At 46.1% G+C, this 14,393-nt stretch carries 21 protein-coding genes; 13 read left to right on the forward strand and 8 right to left on the reverse strand.

Going from position 1 to position 14,393, the window contains the following annotated elements; genetic code table 11:
* The first annotated feature begins 46 nt into the window (after positions 1 to 46).
* The 3 genes from tatC (at position 47) to groL (ending at position 3,345) form a co-directional block, all read left to right on the forward strand.
* The gene (gene tatC / locus NST07_RS05550; RefSeq protein WP_341090155.1) at positions 47 to 811 is read left to right on the forward strand and encodes a twin-arginine translocase subunit TatC; all 765 of its coding nucleotides are present in this window, start codon (positions 47 to 49) and stop codon (positions 809 to 811) included.
* A gap of 494 nt (positions 812 to 1,305) precedes the next feature.
* Complete coding sequence (gene groES / locus NST07_RS05555) at positions 1,306 to 1,587, forward strand: co-chaperone GroES (RefSeq protein WP_038586703.1); 282 nt, start codon at positions 1,306 to 1,308, stop codon at positions 1,585 to 1,587.
* Between the two features lie 126 nt (positions 1,588 to 1,713).
* Positions 1,714 to 3,345: a chaperonin GroEL gene (groL, locus tag NST07_RS05560; protein WP_341090158.1), complete on the forward strand. Its 1,632-nt coding sequence runs from the start codon at positions 1,714 to 1,716 to the stop codon at positions 3,343 to 3,345.
* Positions 3,346 to 3,424: 79 nt separating this feature from the next.
* On the opposite strand, the gene NST07_RS05565 is transcribed toward groL, so the two are convergent.
* Positions 3,425 to 3,721 (reverse strand): tyrosine-type recombinase/integrase, encoded by a 297-nt coding sequence (locus NST07_RS05565; RefSeq protein WP_341377461.1) that lies wholly within the window; start codon positions 3,719 to 3,721, stop codon positions 3,425 to 3,427.
* Positions 3,722 to 3,902: 181 nt separating this feature from the next.
* On the opposite strand from NST07_RS05565, the gene NST07_RS05570 reads away from it, so the two are divergent.
* Positions 3,903 to 4,064 carry a hypothetical protein gene (locus tag NST07_RS05570; protein ID WP_341377462.1) on the forward strand — a complete coding sequence of 54 codons (162 nt, stop codon included), beginning with the start codon at positions 3,903 to 3,905 and terminating at the stop codon, positions 4,062 to 4,064.
* Between the two features lie 65 nt (positions 4,065 to 4,129).
* Here the strand turns inward: NST07_RS05570 and NST07_RS05575 are convergent, their stop codons facing one another.
* Positions 4,130 to 4,267 carry a hypothetical protein gene (locus tag NST07_RS05575; protein ID WP_341377463.1) on the reverse strand — a complete coding sequence of 46 codons (138 nt, stop codon included), beginning with the start codon at positions 4,265 to 4,267 and terminating at the stop codon, positions 4,130 to 4,132.
* Positions 4,257 to 4,730, reverse strand: a complete 474-nt coding sequence (locus NST07_RS05580; protein WP_341377464.1) for a hypothetical protein — start codon at positions 4,728 to 4,730, stop codon at positions 4,257 to 4,259. The genes NST07_RS05575 and NST07_RS05580 overlap by 11 nt, the downstream gene beginning before the upstream one ends.
* Positions 4,731 to 5,161: 431 nt before the next feature.
* Between NST07_RS05580 and NST07_RS05585 the strand changes: the two genes are divergently transcribed.
* The 3 genes from NST07_RS05585 to NST07_RS05595 all read left to right on the forward strand — a co-directional run bounded on the left by NST07_RS05585 (position 5,162) and on the right by NST07_RS05595 (position 7,092).
* Positions 5,162 to 5,851, forward strand: coding sequence for a hypothetical protein (locus NST07_RS05585; RefSeq protein ID WP_341377465.1), 690 nt, complete (start codon positions 5,162 to 5,164; stop codon positions 5,849 to 5,851).
* A gap of 206 nt (positions 5,852 to 6,057) precedes the next feature.
* Positions 6,058 to 6,351: a DUF3139 domain-containing protein gene (locus NST07_RS05590; RefSeq protein WP_341377466.1), complete on the forward strand. Its 294-nt coding sequence runs from the start codon at positions 6,058 to 6,060 to the stop codon at positions 6,349 to 6,351.
* Between the two features lie 510 nt (positions 6,352 to 6,861).
* On the forward strand, positions 6,862 to 7,092 hold the full coding sequence (locus tag NST07_RS05595) for a hypothetical protein (protein ID WP_341377468.1): 231 nt from the start codon (positions 6,862 to 6,864) through the stop codon (positions 7,090 to 7,092).
* Between the two features lie 224 nt (positions 7,093 to 7,316).
* On the opposite strand, the gene NST07_RS05600 is transcribed toward NST07_RS05595, so the two are convergent.
* Positions 7,317 to 7,514: a hypothetical protein gene (locus NST07_RS05600; RefSeq protein ID WP_341090164.1), complete on the reverse strand. Its 198-nt coding sequence runs from the start codon at positions 7,512 to 7,514 to the stop codon at positions 7,317 to 7,319.
* 422 nt (positions 7,515 to 7,936) lie between these two features.
* Here NST07_RS05600 and NST07_RS05605 point away from each other — a divergent pair, with 422 nt between their 5' ends.
* From NST07_RS05605 to NST07_RS05615, 3 genes are read left to right on the forward strand one after another with little or no spacing between them, the layout of a single operon-like run.
* Entirely contained in the window at positions 7,937 to 8,245 is a 309-nt protein-coding gene (locus NST07_RS05605; RefSeq protein ID WP_341377469.1) for a hypothetical protein, read from the forward strand.
* Positions 8,242 to 8,418, forward strand: coding sequence for a hypothetical protein (locus NST07_RS05610; RefSeq protein WP_341090166.1), 177 nt, complete (start codon positions 8,242 to 8,244; stop codon positions 8,416 to 8,418). The genes NST07_RS05605 and NST07_RS05610 overlap by 4 nt, the downstream gene beginning before the upstream one ends.
* A complete protein-coding gene (locus tag NST07_RS05615) occupies positions 8,405 to 8,734 on the forward strand; it encodes a hypothetical protein (protein ID WP_341090168.1) in 330 nt (109 codons plus the stop codon). Before NST07_RS05610 ends, NST07_RS05615 begins: the two co-directional genes overlap by 14 nt.
* A gap of 63 nt (positions 8,735 to 8,797) precedes the next feature.
* On the opposite strand, the gene NST07_RS05620 is transcribed toward NST07_RS05615, so the two are convergent.
* The 4 genes from NST07_RS05620 to NST07_RS05635 form a co-directional block, all read right to left on the reverse strand.
* Complete coding sequence (locus tag NST07_RS05620; RefSeq protein WP_342481187.1) at positions 8,798 to 9,001, reverse strand: hypothetical protein; 204 nt, start codon at positions 8,999 to 9,001, stop codon at positions 8,798 to 8,800.
* A gap of 187 nt (positions 9,002 to 9,188) precedes the next feature.
* Positions 9,189 to 9,299, reverse strand: coding sequence for an NAD-dependent epimerase/dehydratase family protein (locus NST07_RS05625; RefSeq protein WP_341090169.1), 111 nt, complete (start codon positions 9,297 to 9,299; stop codon positions 9,189 to 9,191).
* Positions 9,296 to 10,582 (reverse strand): GHKL domain-containing protein, encoded by a 1,287-nt coding sequence (locus NST07_RS05630; RefSeq protein ID WP_342481188.1) that lies wholly within the window; start codon positions 10,580 to 10,582, stop codon positions 9,296 to 9,298. The genes NST07_RS05625 and NST07_RS05630 overlap by 4 nt, the downstream gene beginning before the upstream one ends.
* Positions 10,579 to 11,352: a LytTR family DNA-binding domain-containing protein gene (locus NST07_RS05635; protein WP_341090172.1), complete on the reverse strand. Its 774-nt coding sequence runs from the start codon at positions 11,350 to 11,352 to the stop codon at positions 10,579 to 10,581. Before NST07_RS05635 ends, NST07_RS05630 begins: the two co-directional genes overlap by 4 nt.
* 147 nt (positions 11,353 to 11,499) lie before the next feature.
* Between NST07_RS05635 and NST07_RS05640 the strand changes: the two genes are divergently transcribed.
* The 3 genes from NST07_RS05640 to msrA all read left to right on the forward strand — a co-directional run bounded on the left by NST07_RS05640 (position 11,500) and on the right by msrA (position 14,242).
* On the forward strand, positions 11,500 to 12,420 hold the full coding sequence (locus NST07_RS05640) for an ABC transporter ATP-binding protein (protein ID WP_341090173.1): 921 nt from the start codon (positions 11,500 to 11,502) through the stop codon (positions 12,418 to 12,420).
* Complete coding sequence (locus NST07_RS05645; protein ID WP_341090174.1) at positions 12,417 to 13,214, forward strand: hypothetical protein; 798 nt, start codon at positions 12,417 to 12,419, stop codon at positions 13,212 to 13,214. Before NST07_RS05640 ends, NST07_RS05645 begins: the two co-directional genes overlap by 4 nt.
* A gap of 62 nt (positions 13,215 to 13,276) precedes the next feature.
* On the forward strand, positions 13,277 to 14,242 hold the full coding sequence (gene msrA, locus NST07_RS05650) for a peptide-methionine (S)-S-oxide reductase MsrA (RefSeq protein ID WP_342481189.1): 966 nt from the start codon (positions 13,277 to 13,279) through the stop codon (positions 14,240 to 14,242).
* The last annotated feature ends 151 nt before the right edge of the window (positions 14,243 to 14,393 follow it).

Genomic DNA, 14,393 nt, shown 5'->3' on the forward strand with positions numbered 1-14,393 from the left:
CTGCCATTAATCATGCTATACATATGTCAATTGGGTGGTGTCTGTCATGACTCTGGAACCGGAAGAAATGTCGGTTGTTGAACATCTCACCGAACTGCGTAGGCGGATTATCTACGTGCTGATTGTTTTTGTAGTGGGTCTCATAGGCGGACTGTTCGTCGCCAAACCGATCTATTTATACCTGATCCATGCGGATCATGCCCAGGGTTTTGTGCTGCATGCCTTCTCTTTCTGGGATGGCATTGGCATGTACATGAAGATTGCCATGGCAGTTTCGCTAACGGTATCCCTGCCTTTTATCGTCTATCAGCTGTGGGCTTTCATCAGTCCCGGGCTGCGGCAAGTGGAGCGGAGTGCGGCTTTGCGGTATGTGCCCTATGTGTTTATCCTTTTCCTGCTGGGCATTGCCTTTGCCTATTACATTGTATTTCCGATGGCGCTGTCGTTTACCATCTCGATCACCCGCAGCATGGGACTGGAAGAAACCTACGGAATCGCACAGTACTTCAGCTTTATGTTCAGCCTGGTGATTCCGCTGGCTCTGCTCTTTGAGCTGCCGCTGCTTGTTATGTTCCTGACGAAGCTGAGAATTCTCAACCCGCTGCGGCTGCGTAAGATGCGGAGATACGCCTATTTTGCGCTCGTCTTCATCGCAGTGGTCATCACACCACCCGATTTCATCTCGGACTTTTTGGTGACGATTCCCTTGCTGGTCCTGTATGAGTTCAGCGTGTTTCTGTCTGCATTCGTTTACCGCAAGCAGCTGGCTATGGACAACGAGCGGGAGGCGCGCTACGTCAGGAAAGAGTAGGCCCGGCAGGGAGAAGACTCCCGCAGGGCTGCTCTGGGGCTGTGGCCGGCTGCTGCAGTTGGGGCTGGGTTCTGCCAGCGGGACACTAGTGCATATCCAATTGAAACTGCATACTAACAGCAGATTGGCGAGGCCCGGCATCCAAATGGCGGAGAAACGTTCGTTGCCCTGGCAATCCGCAGCATATTTTATTTTCTGCTGGATAGAATGTAGAGAGTATGTGTCGGACAACCTCCGAAACCATATTTTTCCCAAAAACAGATCACAATTTACGTAAAAGGACTTGAAATCCGTCCTCAAGTTGAGTATCATAAAAATTGTTGTTAGCACTACAGAGGGTTGAGTGCTAATGCTGCTCGAAAATATGGGATTAGCGCTTAAAAGCTGCGCTTAAGACGATATTTTCATAACTGCCGCATGAATCCTTGGGATTCAACGGTACCCTATCTATGTTTTCAAGGTAAACAACATAATTTCAAAGGAGGCTATTTTTCATGATCAAACCACTAGGTGAACGCGTATTGGTAGAACCAAGCGAGCAAGAGGAAACCACTTCTTTCGGGATTGTGCTTCCGGACTCCTCTAAGGAGAAACCGCAAGAGGGTAAAATTATCGCTGTAGGCAGCGGTGTATTGAAAGACGGAGTGCGTGTACCACTCGAAGTTAAAGAAGGCGACCGCGTGATTTTCTCGAAATATGCCGGAACTGAAATCAAATACGAAGGTAAAGAATATTTGATTATGAAAGAAAGCGACATTCACGCGATTCTTGACTAAGAAGACCGTTCATAAGTTATAGCTAAATTACTTATACAAAACTAAGCGATGCTTTCAAACGCCAGTTTTGCACGATACCGATTCAAGAAGTAACGCTCACATAACTTTTAGGAGGTTAATTACACAATGGCAAAAGAAATTAAATTCAGTGAAGACGCCCGCCGCTCGATGTTGCGCGGTGTTGATGCTTTGGCAAATGCGGTAAAAGTTACACTCGGACCTAAAGGCCGCAACGTGGTGCTTGAGAAGAAATTCGGCAGCCCGCTGATCACCAATGACGGTGTTACCATCGCCAAAGAAATCGAGCTTGAAGATGCATTCGAGAACATGGGCGCGCAGCTCGTTAAAGAAGTTGCAACCAAAACCAACGATGTAGCTGGTGACGGTACTACAACTGCAACTGTTCTGGCACAAGCCATGATCCGTGAAGGCCTGAAGAACGTAACTGCAGGCGCTAACCCGATGGTTATCCGCAAAGGGATCGACAAAGCGGTTAAAGCAGCTGTTGCTGAACTGAAGAATATTGCTAAACCGATCGAAGATTCCCAGGCTATCGCTCAAGTAGCTGCTATCTCCGCTGCTGACGATGAAGTGGGCCAACTGATTGCTGAAGCTATGGAAAAAGTCGGCAAAGACGGCGTAATCACCGTTGAAGAATCCCGTGGATTCCTGACTGAGCTTGAAGTGGTTGAAGGCATGCAGTTCGACCGCGGCTATATTTCCCCTTATATGATCACTGATACGGACAAAATGGAAGCTGTTTTGGAGAACCCGTACATCCTGATCACCGACAAAAAAATCAGCAGCACGCAAGAAATTCTTCCGCTGCTTGAGAAGATCGTACAACAGGCGCGTCCACTTGTAATCATCGCTGAAGATATCGAAGGCGAAGCACAAGCGATGCTGATCGTGAACAAACTGCGCGGAACATTCAACGCTGTTGCTGTTAAAGCTCCTGGCTTTGGCGACCGCCGCGAAGCTATGCTGCAGGACATCGCTGCCCTGACTGGCGGCCAAGTGATCACCGAGAAGCTTGGACTGGATCTGAAAAGCACTTCTATCGAACAACTGGGTAACGCACGTCAAGTGCGCGTAACCAAAGAAAATACTACAATCGTAGACGGAAGCGGCGACAAAGCGGACATCAATGCACGCGTAAGCCAAATCCGTTCCCAGCTGGAAGAAACCACTTCCGAGTTCGACAAGGAAAAACTGCAGGAGCGTCTGGCTAAATTGGCCGGCGGCGTAGCCGTTGTTAAAGTAGGCGCTGCAACTGAAACAGAACTTAAAGAACGCAAGCTTCGCATCGAAGATGCCCTGAACGCAACCCGCGCTGCGGTTGAAGAAGGTATCGTATCCGGTGGGGGTACTGCTCTAGTGAACGTATATGCTGCTGTAGCTGCTGTAAATGCAGTAGGCGACGAAAAAACAGGCGTGAACATTGTACTGCGCGCTCTGGAAGAGCCTGTCCGCACAATCGCAGCAAACGCTGGTCAAGAAGGTTCCGTAATCGTGGACCGTCTGAAAAAAGAAGCTATCGGCATCGGCTACAACGCTGCTACCGATGAGTGGGTGAACATGTTCGAAGCAGGGATCGTTGACCCTGCCAAAGTAACTCGTTACGCGCTGCAAAATGCAGCATCCGTAGCTGCAATGTTCCTGACCACCGAAGCTGTCATCGCTGACAAACCGGAGCCTGAAAAAGGCGGCGGAATGCCAGATATGGGCGGCATGGGCGGTATGGGCGGCATGATGTAATACAGGCCAAAAAGCCTGTAGTATCAATGACTTTCGGGGTGAATTGGAGCGCTTGCCCATAATTTGCCCATAAAAATTTTTATGAGTCGAGGCTTTCCATGAGGCTACTAAACCTCTGGGAGGCCTCTTTCTTTTTTGGCTTGGTTACATGAGTGTACACATAGCGTGTGGTATCATCATCTCTGTGTCCAAGACGGCCCATGATCTCTTGCAGTTCAGCCCCAGCTTCCGTCAACAGGGATACATGGGTATGCCTCAAACTGTGTGGAGTCAGAGATTCGTTCAATCCAGCGAGTTTTAATAATCTGGTCATCCGATTTTCAATTGTTTTGATGTACTCTGGGTAGCCTGCATTTTTCTTTGTTTTGGCAAACACAAAACCCTCATTATTCTGGATTTTATGACTTTTATGACTTCTGAATATCCTGCAGCTCCTTATACTCCTGAAGTTCGGTAATCAGTTTCGGATCCAGCTTCTGGCCGGGCTTGCACGCCGTCGCCAGGAGGAACTGGAATTATTCACTAAGGCCGCAAAGGCCATCAAGGAGGACGACACTTTGGAATTAACAAGCTATCAATGGAATACACTGCGTGCTCAAGTTAAGGCACTACTGGATGCAGGTACGATTAAGGATACGGCTTGGTTGAACAAGATCGACAATAAGACGCTGACAACATCAGAGCTTGCTTGGCTGACGTTTACTGTTGCCAAAAAGTAAGGAGTAAATTCCCAAGAGTTATGAAAAGCCCTGCAGGCCGTGATGGTCTGTAGGGCTTTTTTTGTTTATTCTTTGTATTTTTCTTGAAGATCAGTGAATGCCGATTCAGCAGAACTTCTTTCATTATTTTCTATATAGTTTGCTAGTTTATTAAACATTTCTTGATTTTCTTCTTGGATAAATACTGTGTTTTTACGAATCAAATCTGAAATCTCTGTTAAAATGTCTTTTTTTTAGATCTACAGTAGCGTCGATGTAAAGTTCAGCAGCCTCGAGGGATAAAGAAGCAAACTTTTGGTCGGCTTTTGCTGATGAAACTTCATCTTCAGAAGGTGTAGCAGAGGGAACGATAAGTTCTCCGCCTAATTCTTTGAAAATCTTTTCCACTTGATCGTAATCTTCTTGTTCCAGTAAGTCAGCTATTTCAAGAAACGACTCCTTCTCATTTTCGTTTTCTAAAAACTCAGACATATCACGAATGAATTTAATTGAAGATTCGTCTTTCGGTTGATCAAGAGTTTTCATTTTCAATAAAAATTCGACTTCAGCCATTATAGTGGATTTATCATCGTCCACCTTAGACTGGTTATTACCACATGCAGTTAGGATAAACAGCACTAGCAATCCGCTCATTATTACTCTCAAGCCAATACGCTGGGCAAGCATTTTACATCCTCCATTCCAATAAGTATAGTCAGTTTATCAGAATTGGATGAATTTTACTATATATGTATTTAACAAAGAGTGATATAGAGTTCATATCCTCAACTAAAATCCACATATTTCCTCAATAACCCTCAATTGAATTGTGAATTTTTGTCGAAAAACAGACTGTTTGTTCGTAGTTCAGGGATGAGTAACTAATAAATCTAAAACACTAATAGTAATTAATATATTACAAACTCAAACACCAAACCAATCACAAACCTTGTAAATAAGCTAAAGATGGTATTTCATATATTGTATTTCAAAAAAATAAAGAAAACAGTATTATTTCTATATATGGAAATTTAGAGGAAAATATAAGGCTGAAGACTCATTGAAAAAATATCCATTTTGTACAAAAATTAATATTATAAAATATAAGGAGGAAGAAAATGAAAAAAATATTATTGCGAAGTATTCTTATTTTATCATTTATTTTTGTGATAGTAGGTTTCATGCCAGGTGGACTAACTGATGCCAGCGCGAATACGATTGATATTCAAGAAAGTCTTATCACTGATCAGGCTGATCAGGCTACTGTAACAACAAATACTTACAGTGACGAAGGGTTAATTCTGCCATTTGCAGAAATCGGTCCTACATATCCGGGTACTAACGTTCAGATGCGGATTGGAGATATTCTTTATTCCACAAAAACTCTAGGGTCAAGTTCTCAAATAGTAGGGCATACAGGAATTGTAAATTCAAACTTCAAGGTTGTTCATGTGACATTACCTGTTAATGGTGGAACAGTAGATAATATGACGGGTTACATGAATAGGCATGGTGCGGGAGAAACAATAAAAGTCTATCGGCCTACAAATGGAATGGGTGTAAGTGCTGCTAAATGGGCTACTTGGAATTTCCAATATGTTAAAGAATACTCTATAGATCCTTTTTCAAAACTAGGAACCATTTCCCCTAATTATTGCTCTAAATTTGTTTGGCAAGCATTTTATAATGGTGAAGGAATAGACTTGATGAACGTTAATAATACCCCCGATCTTAGGGGATTTGTTACTCCATCAATGGTTATAAACTCACCTTTCGTAATTTATATGACTTCATTTACTGCTGTTTAATAGGTTAGTAATTAAGGTGTTTTTAGACAGTCGAGGCACCCCCTGTTTTTTTTGCAGGGGGTGATAATTACTCTATTTGGGAATTTTTTAGTTAAGTTTCTTTGAAGAAAATGTTATATTAGGTTTATTGTTAAGATGTATATGGAAAGCTTTTTATTTGTTTTCTAGCTATTACTACAGGAGGTGGTTTTAAAATTAGAAAATTTGTGATTATCGCAGCATCAATTATCATTTTGCTCGTAATTGGGATTTATGCAGCACTCCAGTTTAAATATAATTCACTTGAAAAAAGCCTAAAAGCATATTTAATTACTGTAGAGGGATACTCTGAATCTGATATAGTGAGTGTTAAAGCTAAGTTAAGTTCTATGCCGAAATTCCCTGTATATGTAATATTTGCTGATGACCCTAATACAAAATACATTTTCACAGACAGAGATGCATCAGACTGGACACAACTAGATCCTAAAGAACCGCAGCGATTGAAAAAGGGTAACTAATGATTTTTTTAAAAAAGAGTTTTTATAATATATTGTCGTGACTATGAACGAATGTTATGCGAAAAATGGAAAATACCATCGTCCTATGATATCCAAGGCCGCTGTAATCAGTAGAAGATGATTCAATCACTTGAAAAATCTTTGTGATTGATTAATCTATCAAACTAATTACAGCGGGTTTTATACGGAGTTTTCATTTGATTTTATTATAGTGCGGACTATTCGAGGACTACATACAAAGTCCTAGAGAGCGATACAGACTTCCTGACTGCTGCCTTAGCCCAATCAAAGGTGTCTGTCAGGTTACCGGGAAGATCCGGACCCGATGGTGGCATAGTAGAGAGATACACGCCTGAATCAATTAAGATAGCTGGTGCGCGGTTCGTTCGGGAACGGTTTGAATTTCGTGTTCAGCTTTCAAAATAGAGGAGCTTCTGCCAATGCTGGGGCTTTTTTCTTGTGGATAAAAGAACGAGTGTTCTCATATACTAGAGCCAGGAGGCGATAGATATGAGCGTGAACACTGGCGAAAAGATGCTCACGAATGACGAGAGGGAAATGGTCAGGGACTTAATACTGCTCCCTTACATAGATACGATGGTCAGCAAGAGTATGCGGGAAATCCAGCACTCGAATAACGTACTCAGCAGATTCATACCTATTGGCTGGCCGTTATGTACAAAAACGGGTTGTACAGGATGTTTACCAGCTGCGGCAAGCGCTGAAGCAACGGAACATTAAAGTCGTGGAGGGTACTCAGGATGATTTCATCACATACAGTACAATCTACTTTCGTGGGTACCAGGAGCGTTTTGACATGACTCGTGACGTAATGCGTACTGAGATCAGCTTAAGGCTCACTCGATACACTGCTGATCTTGGCGAGGCTTTACGGGCAAATCTGTAATAAGCAAGCCCCTGCTGGCCGTAATGGCTAACAGGGGATTTTTTTTGCGTTTAGATATCTACTTCTTCCCATCCTTCAGTAGCAGATCCTCCGGTGCCGGCTCCAGGTCATCTGGCATCTCATTGACCAGCAGCGGCTCTCCAATGTCGATTAGGATAGTTTTAGCGCCGACTGCCAACACGATGCCGGTACGACCTTGCCAGTGAACTTCCGTGATTCGGACACGGACTCCCACGGTTACATCTTCTAATTTCATAATAATCAGCCTCCTTAATATTAGAGGCTCAAATCCACTTGCCCATAATTTGCCCATAAAAAGCCCATAAAGGTAGGTATAATGCTGCACATATTGCGAAAATGGCACACTCTTTAATACCGAAAATACCAGTTATATCGCTGTTTTCACGTAATGCACGTTTATTCTGTTGATGGGCGGCATGATGTAATACGTCCGCATAACCTTATTTATCCAAAGAAACGGAACCTTCACAGGTCCCGTTTTTTTGTTGTCCGGATGCAGCAGGAATGCTTAATAGTTCAGGTGGAAGGCGAGCGATTCTAACAAAATACTATTTTACCCAATCAAAATCATAGAAAAAGAATAGATTACAATATACGATCTTCCGGCTCGAAGCATGGTATGTCTTGTGCCGAAAGGTTGGACAGGTTGAGCAGATAATGCTTAGACCCGGAAACAACAGGAATCTCAGACTAACAACGAACGGGGGGATGATGATGGATTTGAACGCATTGACTGGCCTTTTCAACGACAACAGCGGTTCAGTCGTGCTCAATGTCCTTCTCTCTATTGCATTAATCTGGAGCGTTAGGCAGTTAGCCAGTAAGGAAAAGATCATTCAGAACTATCAGAAACGCGATGAGGAGAACGAGAAACAGCTGAACCAATACAATCGTACACTCGTCAAACTTCTAATAGAAAGAGGGAGCACCGATAAAACCAATGGTGAGGAGGTCGTCGACAAGTGAAGCTCCTCGATATATTCAGAAAGAGTGAACTCAAACCCAGTCGTGTAAAACGGGAGATTGAAAAACTAGGCAGAATCCAGGAAGCCTATGAATCGAATGATATCGAAAGCCTTATTGACCTGCACCGTTCCGGCTTAGGCAAGAGAGGAGATGACCTTCATGGAAATTATTGATTTAACTATAATCACACTGGAAGCCATTGCATTTTTCATATTCACCGCCTATGTGATCCGTTACAGTAAATATTTCATCGGACGCGGCCCGCAGCGGAGTTATAATTTGTACCTCCGCAGTGTATGGGTGACCTACATTACCGTCGCGCTGCTCTGCCTCAATCTGATGTGGGGCCGGTTGAATATTGTTTTTGGATACAACATAGAGAGTACTTCCAATAGTTTCAGAGAGCTTGTTATGATCCTCACACTGCTCCTTCTAGTGCATGCAGGTTGGACGCATAAGGACATTTGGGACAGCAATAAAGACAAATAAGCCACCCGGAGGTGGTTTTTTTAAGGATAAGAATTTATATGTTTCACGCTATAAATTATCCTTCTATTTCTCGCTGAAACGGATACCGTCCTTTTGAGGACGGTATCCGTTTCCTCTTGGTGCAGTATTTCCGGCTTTTATGGGGGTGAGTTGCTTATGCATCACTTTAGCAGTTCTTTGCATCATCTCTTTGCAGGTCATGCTGTCAGAGCCGCCTAAATCAATCGCAAGGCGGTCTAATGCGGGGTTGCCTATACTTCTCTTCAAAGCAAGCAGCACGTCTGACAGGGCAATGGGATGGGTCTGGGTGCGCGTTCCATTTCGGCAGCACCATAACCGGCAGACGCCGGACCAGCTTCACCAGGATGGGGAAGGAGGAGCTCTTCTCCGCCGGAGACATGGAGAACAGCTCACAGGAGCGCTACTCCACTTGCGGGCTGTTTTTCTTAGAGTCTCATGTCTTGGATAATGCAATTACATGATATTCGTCCGTTAACTGCTTCAGTAAATGCTGCCCGATATATCCGCTGGCTCCGGTTAAGGTAATGCTCTGCCGCGGCTTCAACCAGAAGAGGCAAGCTTTCTTGTGATATGGAACAGAACGACCTCCACTTGAAACAGGCCGCTGTCATAGGAAATATCCAGCAGGCCGCCCCATTCCTCCACAGTTTTCCGGATGTTTCGCAGTCCGATGCCATGCGACCGTGTATCGGTCTTGGTCGAAGAGATTTCACCATAACGGTTGGTGCTGATTTCATGGGCATACGGATTCTGAATTTTTATGAACAAGCTGTCATTCAGATAATGCATATGGATCAAGACATAACGCTCCTGATTAAGGGTCTCCCGGCAGGCTTCAATTGCATTGTCCAGCGTATTGCCGAGAATGACGCTGATCACCGTAGTGTCCAGCTCAAGCTGCGGCGGAATGTTCAGCTCTAAGCGAAAGGGGGTGTCATAGCTGCCTGCGGTCTGCTCCTTGTAGCTGATCATCGCATCAATGACCGGGTTTCCGGTATCGCAGCTCCCTGCAGGCTGTCCAATCGTGCCCAGCAGACGGTCCAGTTCATGGACGGAAGTTTCCTCATCTTTGGCAAGCCCTGCGCGCAGGCCAAGCAGGATATTTTTGAAGTCATGCTGAAATTTGAAGGCTTCCTCCTGCTTGTCCCGGGTCATCAGATATTGGTTAACATAGTAGGTGTTCTGCTGTTCCAGCAGCAGACGTTTGCTTCTCTCGGACTGCACGCACAGGATATGGTCGCTGAGCACAAAAATCAGGCAGTTGATTGCCAGCAGCAGGGTAGGTACCACGGGGAACAGGTTGGGATACGCCTGGAAGAAGAAGTTGTCCGACAGCGAGACCAAAGTAATAACGCTCAGAACAGGACAGACCAACAGCAGACTCCAGTACCATCCCGCCAAATTACCGCGTCCTTCCCCTTTGGTGATTCGCAGCAAAAGGTATACGAGAGACAATACCAGCAGCTTGGAAAGAAAGAGGTTTGCTATGTATCCGCTATCCGTATACGCAAACGGCATCACGGCTTCGCCAAGAAAGATGAGAGCCATAACAAAAAAGGCGCAATACCCCCTCCACAGGTTATCCCCCCGGTAGAGCAGTGATAACAAGAAGATCAAGACAATATTTGCGGTGAGCAGAACCATGTCCGGAAGCTGGATATGATGCAGCACGAGATGACACGCCATATATAGAGCGTAGATCAGGACAAGGTAAGGTTTGCTCTTGATCCGGCAGGTGAAGCTGCGGCTGAAGAAATAATGAAGGATTACGGGAATCAGCGGAAAAGTGATGAGATACAGCAGCTCTTCCCGCAGCATGGTATTCATACGAGCGTCCCCCTAAAGCTGAGGTAGGCTTTCCTCACGGATATGCTGTGCTTCTCGCTGACCGGCAGCTCCTTGCCGCTGACTAGCGTAACCCTCTTCGCACTGATTTCTTTAATAAAGAAAAAGTTCACAATATAAGATTGGTGAATCCGCACAAAATGACCGCCGGGCAGCTTGCGCTCCTCATCCTTAAGTATGCCGTAATATTGGATCTCCCTGTCCTTCGTGATAAGGGAAACCCGTCTGATGCTGCTCTCCAAATAGAGGATGTCCCGAAAAGGGATCAGCAGCTCCTTTCCTTTTTGCTGTACCGGCAGGAAGTTGGTTTTGCCCTGCTGGCGGGTACGTATGGCCTTTTGCAAGGCGGGAATAAGCTTATGTATGAATGCTTCCGGTTCAACCGGCTTCTTAATGAAACCCGACGGCCGCACATCGAACAGCTGCAGATGATACTGCTCATGGCTGGAAATATAAATCAATTGTACAAGATCATTTCCGTCATCTTCCCGCAGCACTTGCCCTGCTGTAATTCCATCCATTCCACCCATTTCTATATCCATGAAAATAAGGTCAAAGCGCTCTCCGGCCTGAAGAGCCTGGGCGAAACTTTCCCCGGAGTAATAGAGGGATACCTCAAGCTCTTCCGAACATTGGTGCCGGGCATCTAAAATCAGGTTCTCAATCTGTCCTGCAGCCTGCAGATCGTCGTCACAAACGGCGATATGAATCATGCCTTCACTCCGTTCCGTATTTATCGCTCTATTATACATTTCCAGGGAAAAGCGGGCCAGATGTTATGAAAATGCTCCTTAAAAACGACAATAACCTGCCTAAAAATAGCAGACTGTGCACCCGGACCGCTTACCCATGATAAGGTTGCCGGGTAGACATATCTGCGAGATGAAGGAGTGTTCTGATTGAAACCGCATGTGTTCGAAACCAGAGGGCTGACTAAAAAATATGGCTCCGCGTTTGCGCTTCAGCATTTGAATATGACCATTGAAGAGGGGGATATCTACGGATTTGTCGGGGAGAATGGTGCCGGAAAAAGTACGCTGATGAAAGTGATCGGCGGGCTTGTACACCCGACAAGCGGAGAAGTTTCACTGTTCGGGCAGCGGGAAAAGCAGGAGCTCATCCATGCCAGGCGGCAGGTTGGGTTTCTGATTGAAACGCCGTCTCTTTATCCGCATATGAACGCAGAGGAGAACCTGGGTTTTTATTGCCGGATCTTTGGCATTCAGGATAAAGCAAGAATCAGGGAGGTTTTGCAGACTGTAGCATTAACGGATACCGGAAGCAAAAAAACCTCGCAATATTCCCTCGGCATGCGCCAGCGTCTCGGACTTGCCATCGCGCTGCTTAACCATCCGAAGTTCCTTGTGCTGGACGAGCCCATCAACGGGCTGGACCCTGTAGGGATTGTGGAAATGCGGAGGATTCTGGAGCTGCTGGCGCATGAGCAGGGGGTAACGATATTGATCTCCAGCCACATTCTGGGTGAGCTTCAGCTGCTGGCAACTAAATACGGGTTCATACATCAGGGTAGGCTGATCAAAGAAGTCTCTGCCGGAGAATTACTGCAATCGGCACAGTCAATGATTACAATTTCAACACCTCATCCGGCTGCTGCTATGGCTTTTTTGAAGGAGAAGCTGCAGCTTGAGGACATCTCCATCAATACTGCCGGGGCCATTGAAATTCCTAAGGCAGTCGCAGATTTAGAGCAGCTGATGACGGTTCTCCTGCAGCAGGGAATTCCGGTTGAAGGGTTCAACCTGTCCGCGCCTAATCTGGAACACTATTATATGGATCTGATTGGAGGCAAAGGTCAATGAGGAATTTTTTGCAGGCTGAAATTTATTATTTGCGAAAAGATCTGGCGTTCAAAAGCATCAATGCTGTTTTTGTGCTGGGATCCATTCTGCTGGTTGTGATCATCGGGAACCATGGCGGATATGAATTAAGCAGTCCCATGCAGCCCTTAAAGCTCGCCGGTTCATTCTCCCTGTTTCTATATCTGGTTATCCCGATGCATGCCTGCTTTTTCTCTACAGAAGGTTTTGAATACGGTTCGGTGCAGAATATAATCGCTTCGGGGCAGAGCCGGCCGGGGTATTATATGGGTAAATATATGCTGGAGCTGCTGGCGATTTTTTGGTGGCTGCTGCAATTTTTCGGACTCTTCTCCATCTTATATCTGGCTGCGGCGCTCGTTACCGGATCTCCTATCGGAATGGAAAGCTTAAGAGAGGATTCCATTCAGGCGTTCAGGGCTTTCGGATTGAATGTCTTGTATTTGGCGGCTTATTGCGCCGTAATCATGATGCTGGGGGTGCTGATCCGTAAAGCGGCTTCCGCCGTGGTGGCAACCTTTTTCTTTATCTTCGGTAATTTTCTTCTTACAGGTTATCTCAAGGATTCGTCTTCGGCATTCTTGAAATGGGTATCGGATCATTCCCTGATGACGCAAATCATGAAATTTTCCGGGATGTATGTAGCCGACTCGGAGCAGATCCTGCTTTCGGGTGCGGGAGATTACATTCAAGCGGTGCTCATTCCGGTTATTGTTATCCTCGTTTGCTTGCCGGTGGCCCTGATTTCTTTGGAGAAGCAGGATATTCATATATAATGGAATTCCGGCATGGACGGATGATGAATTGCCTGGACTAAATTCGGAGGGAGTTGTTCTGGATGAATGGAGATAAAGCTGTACAACAACTCGCCACCTTCGCCGGCGGCTGTTTCTGGTGTATGGTCAAGCCGTTCGACGAGCTGCCGGGCATTGTTTCTGTGGTGTCAGGCTATACCGGCGGGCATACAGTTAATCCAACTTATGAGGAAGTGGGAACGGAGACGACAGGGCATATTGAGGCAGTGCAGATTACCTATGAGCCTGAGCTATTCCCGTATGAGCGTCTGCTGGAGATATATTGGCAGCTCATAGATCCTACCGATAAAGGCGGGCAATTTATGGATCGGGGCTATTCTTACCGGACGGCGATCTTCGTGCACAGCGAAGAGCAACGGGAGAAGGTGGAAGCTTCGAAGGAGGTGCTGAAGGCAAGCAAGCGGTTCAAAGCTCCGATTGTGACGGAGATTCTGCCTGCGGCTCCATTTTATCCGGCGGAGGCCTTGCATCAGGATTACTATAAGACCCACCCGATGGATTATAAAATGTACCTGAAAGGCTCGGGCCGAGGCGAATTCGCTGAGCAGTACTGGAACAACCGCGAAGACCGGGAGCGGCTGCATAAGCAGCTGACCGGGCTGCAATACGAAGTCACGCAGAACAAGGGTACGGAGCCGCCGTACCAGAATGAATATTGGGACCATTTTCGTGAAGGGCTATATGTTGACGTGCTGAGCAGCGATCCGCTGTTCAGCTCAGCCGATAAATTCGATTCCGGCACCGGCTGGCCAGCTTTTACCAGACCTATTGAGGAGGGGCTGATCCGCAGGGAAGCGGACTACAGCAGCGGTCAAGTACGGACGGCGCTGCGGAGCAGGTTGAGCGGAGCCTATCTGGGACATCTGTTCCACGACGGCCCGGAGCCAACGAAGCAGCACTACCGCATCAACTCCGCCGCACTGCGGTTTATTCCCAAGGAGGAGCTGGAGGCAAACGGTCTGGGGCGGTATTTGAGTCTGTTTGAGTAGCGGGTGCTTGAGGGACGAAGGAATTGAGTAGGAGCGAGGAAGCAGCGTCGGAGGATTAAAGCATCCGCAGGTGAGTTGGTTAGTAGGCCGATTAGACAATTAGTGCGGAGTAAAAGCGGCATAGTAAGTTAATAGCAGTAGTATCGGGGCC

This window comes from Paenibacillus sp. FSL L8-0340 (assembly GCF_038593145.1).
GTDB lineage: Bacteria > Bacillota > Bacilli > Paenibacillales > Paenibacillaceae > Paenibacillus_AQ.

Coding starts and splice junctions, on each gene's coding strand:
- tatC (WP_341090155.1), top strand. CDS start 47: ATGACTCTGGAACCGGAAGAAATGTCGGTTGTTGAACATCTCACCGAA.
- groES (WP_038586703.1), top strand. CDS start 1,306: ATGATCAAACCACTAGGTGAACGCGTATTGGTAGAACCAAGCGAGCAA.
- groL (WP_341090158.1), top strand. CDS start 1,714: ATGGCAAAAGAAATTAAATTCAGTGAAGACGCCCGCCGCTCGATGTTG.
- NST07_RS05580 (WP_341377464.1), bottom strand. CDS start 4,730: ATGCTTGCCCAGCGTATTGGCTTGAGAGTAATAATGAGCGGATTGCTA.
- NST07_RS05585 (WP_341377465.1), top strand. CDS start 5,162: ATGAAAAAAATATTATTGCGAAGTATTCTTATTTTATCATTTATTTTT.
- NST07_RS05595 (WP_341377468.1), top strand. CDS start 6,862: ATGAGCGTGAACACTGGCGAAAAGATGCTCACGAATGACGAGAGGGAA.
- NST07_RS05600 (WP_341090164.1), bottom strand. CDS start 7,514: ATGAAATTAGAAGATGTAACCGTGGGAGTCCGTGTCCGAATCACGGAA.
- NST07_RS05605 (WP_341377469.1), top strand. CDS start 7,937: ATGCTTAGACCCGGAAACAACAGGAATCTCAGACTAACAACGAACGGG.
- NST07_RS05615 (WP_341090168.1), top strand. CDS start 8,405: ATGGAAATTATTGATTTAACTATAATCACACTGGAAGCCATTGCATTT.
- NST07_RS05630 (WP_342481188.1), bottom strand. CDS start 10,582: ATGAATACCATGCTGCGGGAAGAGCTGCTGTATCTCATCACTTTTCCG.
- NST07_RS05635 (WP_341090172.1), bottom strand. CDS start 11,352: ATGTATAATAGAGCGATAAATACGGAACGGAGTGAAGGCATGATTCAT.
- NST07_RS05645 (WP_341090174.1), top strand. CDS start 12,417: ATGAGGAATTTTTTGCAGGCTGAAATTTATTATTTGCGAAAAGATCTG.
- msrA (WP_342481189.1), top strand. CDS start 13,277: ATGAATGGAGATAAAGCTGTACAACAACTCGCCACCTTCGCCGGCGGC.